Raw genomic sequence first — 6298 nt, forward strand, 5'->3', positions numbered from 1 at the left:
GCCAGGAGACTGCTGCTGGCCAAGGCCGGTGGAGGCGTCTGCCGCGGCACCCGGACCGGAGAGCGTGGCGTCTCCGTGCTCCGCTTGAAGGGAGACCCCGGACGACGCATCGTCGTTGTCCGCACGCGCATGATGATGACGATGGTGCGCGTGGGGCTCGGACGCCTTGAGGGAAACCACCAGGTGGTCGGCGGCGGCGTGCCGCTTCATCGTGCACGGCACTGCCGGGGCGATGGCCACGGCCATCGCCAGAACGGCGAACACCACTGCGCGAAGACGTGCCAAGGACCGTGTGACCCTATGCGAAACCGGTGCAATCGTCGCACGGATGGACTGGACCGGCAACGCACGAGCACTTTGATTTGAGATGAGCCCGGATTGGTCCGCGGCGCTGTTGGAAATCGGCCACAGGTCGTACTCGCGCGGCGGACGACGGACGTCCGGTCTTCGGTCGGGCTTCGTCTTGACGCGGTTCTCGGCGGCCCGCGACGTGGCCATATCACGCCGCGCGCGAGTGCTTGCGCCTGCGGCCTGGGCGGCTGGCGACGGCAAGGGTCCCGCCGGAGTGCCACCGGAGTGCCAGGGTGGTTGGCGGATCGATGGAGCGCCGACGCCTCCGGCAGAAGGCGGTCCGTTCCTGAAGCCGATTGCAAGGCGGGTGTCCGCCGGGAGCCCGCCTACGAAGCTCGGTGCCGTCCAAGCTCAAGACGTGGCAAGCGCCGCATCCAGCACGCGAGCCTGGATGCAAGGGCAGCAGGCGGCCCTTCCTCGTATGGAGCGTCGAGAAGGAGCTGCGGGAAGCAAGCCGAACGGCCGAGGCATGGTCGCACCCGACTCGCAGCGCCCTGCGACGCCGCCCAGCCGCTCCCGACCTTCTGCCGCGTCCGTGAATGCTTTCGGCTGCAGGGAGAGGCGGTTCGGCGGGTCCACCTGGTCCGGACGTACTCGGATGCCAGCAATCCCTGGCGCGCCGACGCGGACGAACGCCCCGGACGCTCGCCCTCCAACCGTCCGCAAACCTCGAGAGATCGCGCTGCACGCGGTGGATCTTGTTGGCGCTATTGCGCTAGTCGGAGACGGCCGGCCCGGCATCCTGGCTGCCGAGCCGTCGGGGCAATGCCCCGACCAGTCCGTGGCCCGATGCCGAGCAAAGGGTTGAAGAATTTATCTCTCCTTCCGGATCTTGGCCTGGATTTCGCGCAGACTCTTCTCGTTTTCCTCCTTCGTCTTCCGGGCTTCCTTGACGACCGTCTCGTCCTTGGAGTGCTTGATGGCGGCCTCGGACATGTCCACCGCGCCCTGGTGGTGCGCCGCCATGCCCTTCATCCAGGCGAGATCGGGGTCGGGATCCATCATTCCCTGCATCATCGCCTTGTTCATCTTTTCCATGGCCTCCATGGAGCCCTTCTGCAGAGGCCCCATGTTCTTCATGTCCATGCCGGACATGGACGTGCCGTGGCCGCCTTGGGCAAGCAACGGCGTTGCGCCGGAAGCCATGATCGCCATGGCAAGGAGTGCAGTTCTCGCAGCCTTCATTCGGTCCTCTCTCTTCGCTTACCCCACTGGGGTATAATAGGCTGGAATGGGCCGGGTTCGCCGTTCCGTCGCGCTTTTTTCATGCGGTCCGGGTCCCTGCCGAGCCCGATCTCTTCCGATGCCCGGCCGGACGGCGTGCCTGGCTGGCCACCCGCGCAAGGCAGCCGCGGTCCCGGGGCGATGCTGTGGGACCGCTGCGCTTCCGGCGAGCGCCCCGCCTGGTCCGGGCGGGGTGCACCCGCCGATGGACATCTCGCCTGTGTTTGGCGGAGTGCCCGTCGCCGGGAAAGCCCCATGCGGTGGGGCGAGATCGCGGTCGGTCGGTTTTGGCTTCCCGGGTCAGTGACGCCCTTCGCCGTGATGGCCGCCCTCGTGCACGACCTCGCGATGCTCCTCTCGATGGCCCGCTTCGCCATGGTGACCTCGCGTCTTCCTGTGCTCGATGACGTGTCCGTGGGTCTCCGCGCCGTGGCGGTCGGCATGCGCGGCCCCGACTTCGTCGAGCGCTCGCGCCGGACCTGCCGCGGACCCGAATGCGGCCGCGACGAGCACGAGAACCCCGATCTGCAACACTCTCGACATCTCCTCACCTCCATCTTCGCTCGGAGGACTGAGGAACGCGCCTGGCCTCTGATACGATCCGGGGGTATATGGTCATTTTTTCGTCTTCGCGGGCGTTCCGAACGAAGTGCCAGGGCTTGCCGACAGCAGGGGTTGGGGGCCGCTCGGCTGGCCGAACGGGTGAGAGTGTGGGGTCCTGTAACCAGTCGCCCGTTTCCTACGGATTGCTCCTGGCGGGCATTCCGTTCGAGCTGGGCGGCCGGACGACCGCGAGGGCTCCTGTCGTCCAGCCACTCCGTCTGTGCCCGGGTCGGCAGGGCGCTGGCGTCCCTAGGCTGCTCGGGCCGCTGGACGCTTGTCCCGGGCCTGCAGGCTCGGATCGGTCGCGACGCGTGCCGCGGTGACGTGTTCAATCGCCGGGTCGGACGCGATGTCCGCGGGTCGGCCGAGAGAGGCCTCTTGATCAGTCAGGAAAACGAGTTGCGGGCATTGCTGTCGTCCGGCCTGGCCGGAAGTGCGGCGGATTACCGGGCGTTTCTGGAGCGGCTCGGTCCGCACCTGAGGGCCTACTTCAAGGGCAAGCTCGCCCGCTCCGGACGCGCGGCGCCGGAAGCGGAGGATCTCGTCCAGGAGACGCTGATGGCGGTTCACACCCGACAGCACACCTACGATGTCGGCCAGCCGGTCACGCCCTGGCTCTACGCCATCGCCCGCTACAAGCTCATCGACCACTTGAGGCGTACGCGCGCTTCGCTCGCCGACGTACCTGTCGAGGACGCGGGGGAACTGGTCGCGCGCGACGACCACGCCGCAGTCGAGAGCACGCTCGACATCGAGCGCCTGCTTGGTCGCCTTCCGGGCAAGATGCAGCAGGCGATCCGGGCCATGAAGGTGGAAGGCCTGAGCGTGGCCGAGGCAGCGACGCGCTCCGGCATGTCGGAATCGGCCATCAAGGTCAGCGTCCATCGCGGGTTGAAGGCGATGGCCGCCTTGGCAGGAGGCAAACGGGGATGAAGACCGACGAACTCATTGGCTTGCTCGGCGCGAGCTTCGCCAGCGAGCCTGCCAAGTCTCCCAACATGCCGAGGCGGATCGCGCTTTGGGCCGCGGCCGGGGCTGCCGGGGCGCTTTGCCTGGCCCTCCTCGCGTTGGGCGTCCGGCCGGACTTGGGCGAAGGGCGGGCACTCACCTTCCTGCTGGCCAAGCTGGCCTTCGCCCTCGCCGTCGGAAGCCTGGCCTTGCGCTACCTGGGCCGCATCGCTCGCCCCGGGGGCGAGAGGAGGGTGCACCTCGGGATTGCGGCCCTGCCATTCGCGGCGGTCATGGTCCTCGCCGCCCTCAGTCTCGCCAGCGCGCCCCCGGCCCATTGGGGGACCATGCTCACCGGCCAGATGTGGCTCGAATGCCTCGTCTCCATCCCGGTGATTGCGGTGGTCCCCTTCGCGACCCTGACGTGGGCGGTCCGGAAGTTTGGCGCACCGACGGACCTCGTCCGGGCCGGAGCCCTGGTGGGGCTTGCGTCGGGAGGCGTGAGCGCGATGGGCTACGCGATCCACTGCATGGACGACACCGTACCGTTCGTGGCGGTTTGGTACGGCGGCACGATCGCCCTTTGCACGCTGGCGGGCGCGCTTCTCGGGCCTCGCCTGCTGCGCTGGTGAGGCGGATCGGGCCGCCCGCTCGGGGCCGGACCACTCCAGTCGCGTCGCGGTCTTCGAGGGATGCGGGTCAGTCCGGGGGTACCCAGTCCGGTCGCGGGTACCCGGAGAGGTCACCTCGTCGCGCGGCGCGGACGCGCGGATGTGTGTCCCACACCTCCCGCGGCAGCGCCTTCCCGTCGATCAGGAAGGCGCTCGTTCCGTCCTGCGCCACGACGGCCGGGCCGAGAGGATTGTCGAGGACATCGTAGAGCCCGGCCGCTTCGTTCCAGGCGCGGATCGAAACCGAACGCCCCTCGTCCATGACGAAGGCGCAGTGCGTCCCGGCGGGATGGGACGGCACGACAGCCGCTGTCGGCACGGGTCCGGCGAGCGTGCTCTCGGGGGGCGCGGGAAGGCCGGCGAGGAAGGCGAGCGCACGCCGTGCCAGGGGCTCCTCGAACCCGCATTCCGCCACGCGGGCCTCGATGACGGCAAGGTCGAGAGGCCGGGCCCGGTGGTAGGCCGCGATGTAGTCCCTGTCCTTGTCGGCGAGGCGGGCGAGCTTGGAAACGATCAGGTCCTCCGGCCCGGGAGCCACCACCGTCACGGTCGCCGTGCCATGGCCCCTCACCTCCCGGACCACCGCGCGCGAGGGCCACGAAGGCGGCAGGCGGGCGGTGCGGTCGTCGACGCCGTCGATGTAGAAACCGTGCGCCGTGTGGAAGAGCGAGCCCTCGCCGAAGAAGACGGAGATCTCCTCGGATGCCTCCGCGAGGTCGTCGTCCTGGGCGGCCTCCCAGGCCCGGGCGTTGGCAGGATAGGCGTCGATCTCGGGCGACATGCACATCGTGACCGGCGCGCCGGGCCAGCCCACGAGGATGCCCTGGCTGCCGACGACCACCACGGTGCGGGTCTTGAAGTGCAACGCCAGTGAACGGGCGGTGCGGTCCAGGTCCGCGACTGTCCTGATCTCGAGGGGACGTTTCACGCCGGGGCGGAGAAGCCTTGGCGACCGGCATGCGTCGCCCGTTGGGCGGCCGCCCCTTTGCGTGCAAGGCGCCAGATCCGCTTCCGGACGTTCGGGTCGCGCACGAACGACACGCCCTCCCCTTCCAGGAACGGCGAGGAGAGCCGAAGCCGCTGCATGCCTTCGTCCCGTCGGGTGAGGAGTTGCCGGATCGTCCCGGGTGGCTGCCCGAGGATCTCGCGCCATTCGGATACGAAGGTGCGCTCGGGGTAGTCCGCCTCAAGCCGCATGACAGCCATCTTGGCGCTATCGAGGATGCCCGGATCGTGCGCGAGCCGACGCGCCACGAGCCGATGGATCATCAGCTTGGCACGATCGTTCACGACTTCCCTGTTCACCTCGGGACGCACGGGATGCCTCTGAAGCCACTCGTGTTTCGGACCGTGGGCATTATGCCCGACACCCGGGAACCCGACAACGTCGGAATCGAGGCCCGGTTCGACTTCCACGAGGCCTTGGTTCGCCGCGGACGCGGGTCCCCGCACAGGTCCTCTGTAACGCATCATCCGCGGGTCCCGAAGTCGTCGGTAGCGGCGCCGTGAAGGCATACGCGAACGACGATGGAGCATACGATGAAGTACATCCTTGCGACCTTGGTGGCCTCCACCCTCATGGCAGGCGGCGCTGGGGCGCACCCGAGGGTGCCCGGCGAGGCCGTTCCTTCGGCGGGCTGGAGCGTCCTGGAAGGCGCGACGGGAGCCGCGCCCGAGGCGACGGGGAGCCTCGGGCGCGTTTGGGAGGGGCGCGATGCCCAAGGACGGGACCTGAGGAGCAGCACGCGCGGGAATGCCCAGTTCCCCGAGCGCCCCGCCGCGGCCCAGAACCTCGGCACCACTTCGGGCGGACCCGCGTTCTGACCACCGTCACGCAGGTCGCGGAGACGGCTGTAACTTGCGGGGCTGCGCCCGCGAACTTGTATTCGTCGGGCTTGCCGCGAGCCCGGCGCGTCCGGGGCTAGGCAAAGCCCCCGAACAGTGGGATCCTGGGAACGGATGTCGATCCGATCCGCCATAGCGCGCCTGCTCACGGCTCTCGCCGTGCTCGGCCTTGTCGCAGGGGCGTCCGTCGCCCCCGCGCAGGCGCGCGCCCTTCCGGGCGGGACCGTCCACTGGGACGTGGCGAACCAACCGGACAGCGTCGCGACGCCAAACGTCGCACCGATGCCCGACGACATGCCGTGTTGCGATCCCGAGCCCTCGAACCCGGACTGCCGCGACACCAAAGCCTGCCCCTTCGCCGCGACGTGCGCCGCGAAGATCATGCCGGGGATTCCGCCCACCCCGGCCGTGGGCAGCGATCCGGTCGCCCCAGCCCCCTTGCCAGTTCGGCAGGACCATACCCCGCCGAATTTGGCCGCAGCCCCGCAGGCCCCCCCTCCCCACTGCGGCTCCTGAGCCCCCCCGACCGCGGTCGCACCCCGTGGCCTGTTGCTTCTATACATCTCCGAGCCCTCGCGACACTCCGAAATCATCCATACCGTCTTCTTGCTGACAGAAACCTAGTACGACGCCTATTATGCCCTGACTCTTACTCA

At 68.8% G+C, this 6298-nt stretch carries 6 protein-coding genes and 1 pseudogene; 2 read left to right on the forward strand and 5 right to left on the reverse strand.

Features of this window, described 5'->3' with window-relative positions; all coding sequences use genetic code 11:
* From VQ02_RS38815 to VQ02_RS28650, 3 genes and pseudogenes are all read right to left on the reverse strand, one after another.
* A pseudogene (locus VQ02_RS38815) lies at positions 1-498 on the reverse strand (hypothetical protein); the annotation flags it as partial.
* Positions 499-1164: 666 nt separating this feature from the next.
* A complete protein-coding gene (locus tag VQ02_RS28645) occupies positions 1165-1536 on the reverse strand; it encodes a DUF305 domain-containing protein (RefSeq protein ID WP_048447652.1) in 372 nt (123 codons plus the stop codon).
* Positions 1537-1875: 339 nt separating this feature from the next.
* Positions 1876-2109 (reverse strand): hypothetical protein, encoded by a 234-nt coding sequence (locus VQ02_RS28650; protein WP_048447653.1) that lies wholly within the window; start codon positions 2107-2109, stop codon positions 1876-1878.
* Between the two features lie 447 nt (positions 2110-2556).
* Between VQ02_RS28650 and VQ02_RS28655 the strand changes: the two genes are divergently transcribed.
* Together VQ02_RS28655 and VQ02_RS28660 are read left to right on the forward strand one after the other, a co-directional pair.
* On the forward strand, positions 2557-3111 hold the full coding sequence (locus VQ02_RS28655; RefSeq protein ID WP_209437079.1) for a sigma-70 family RNA polymerase sigma factor: 555 nt from the start codon (positions 2557-2559) through the stop codon (positions 3109-3111).
* Positions 3108-3758, forward strand: coding sequence for an NrsF family protein (locus tag VQ02_RS28660; protein ID WP_048447655.1), 651 nt, complete (start codon positions 3108-3110; stop codon positions 3756-3758). Before VQ02_RS28655 ends, VQ02_RS28660 begins: the two co-directional genes overlap by 4 nt.
* Before the next feature lie 67 nt (positions 3759-3825).
* Here the strand turns inward: VQ02_RS28660 and VQ02_RS39525 are convergent, their stop codons facing one another.
* On the reverse strand, positions 3826-4725 hold the full coding sequence (locus tag VQ02_RS39525) for a DUF6036 family nucleotidyltransferase (RefSeq protein ID WP_245239884.1): 900 nt from the start codon (positions 4723-4725) through the stop codon (positions 3826-3828).
* The gene (locus VQ02_RS28675; RefSeq protein ID WP_048447656.1) at positions 4722-5114 is read right to left on the reverse strand and encodes a hypothetical protein; all 393 of its coding nucleotides are present in this window, start codon (positions 5112-5114) and stop codon (positions 4722-4724) included. The genes VQ02_RS39525 and VQ02_RS28675 overlap by 4 nt, the downstream gene beginning before the upstream one ends.
* Positions 5115-6298 lie beyond the last annotated feature (1184 nt).

Origin of the sequence: Methylobacterium variabile, assembly GCF_001043975.1 — a bacterium.
GTDB classification, from domain to species: domain Bacteria; phylum Pseudomonadota; class Alphaproteobacteria; order Rhizobiales; family Beijerinckiaceae; genus Methylobacterium; species Methylobacterium variabile.

Coding starts and splice junctions, on each gene's coding strand:
- VQ02_RS28645 (WP_048447652.1), bottom strand. CDS start 1,536: ATGAAGGCTGCGAGAACTGCACTCCTTGCCATGGCGATCATGGCTTCC.
- VQ02_RS28660 (WP_048447655.1), top strand. CDS start 3,108: ATGAAGACCGACGAACTCATTGGCTTGCTCGGCGCGAGCTTCGCCAGC.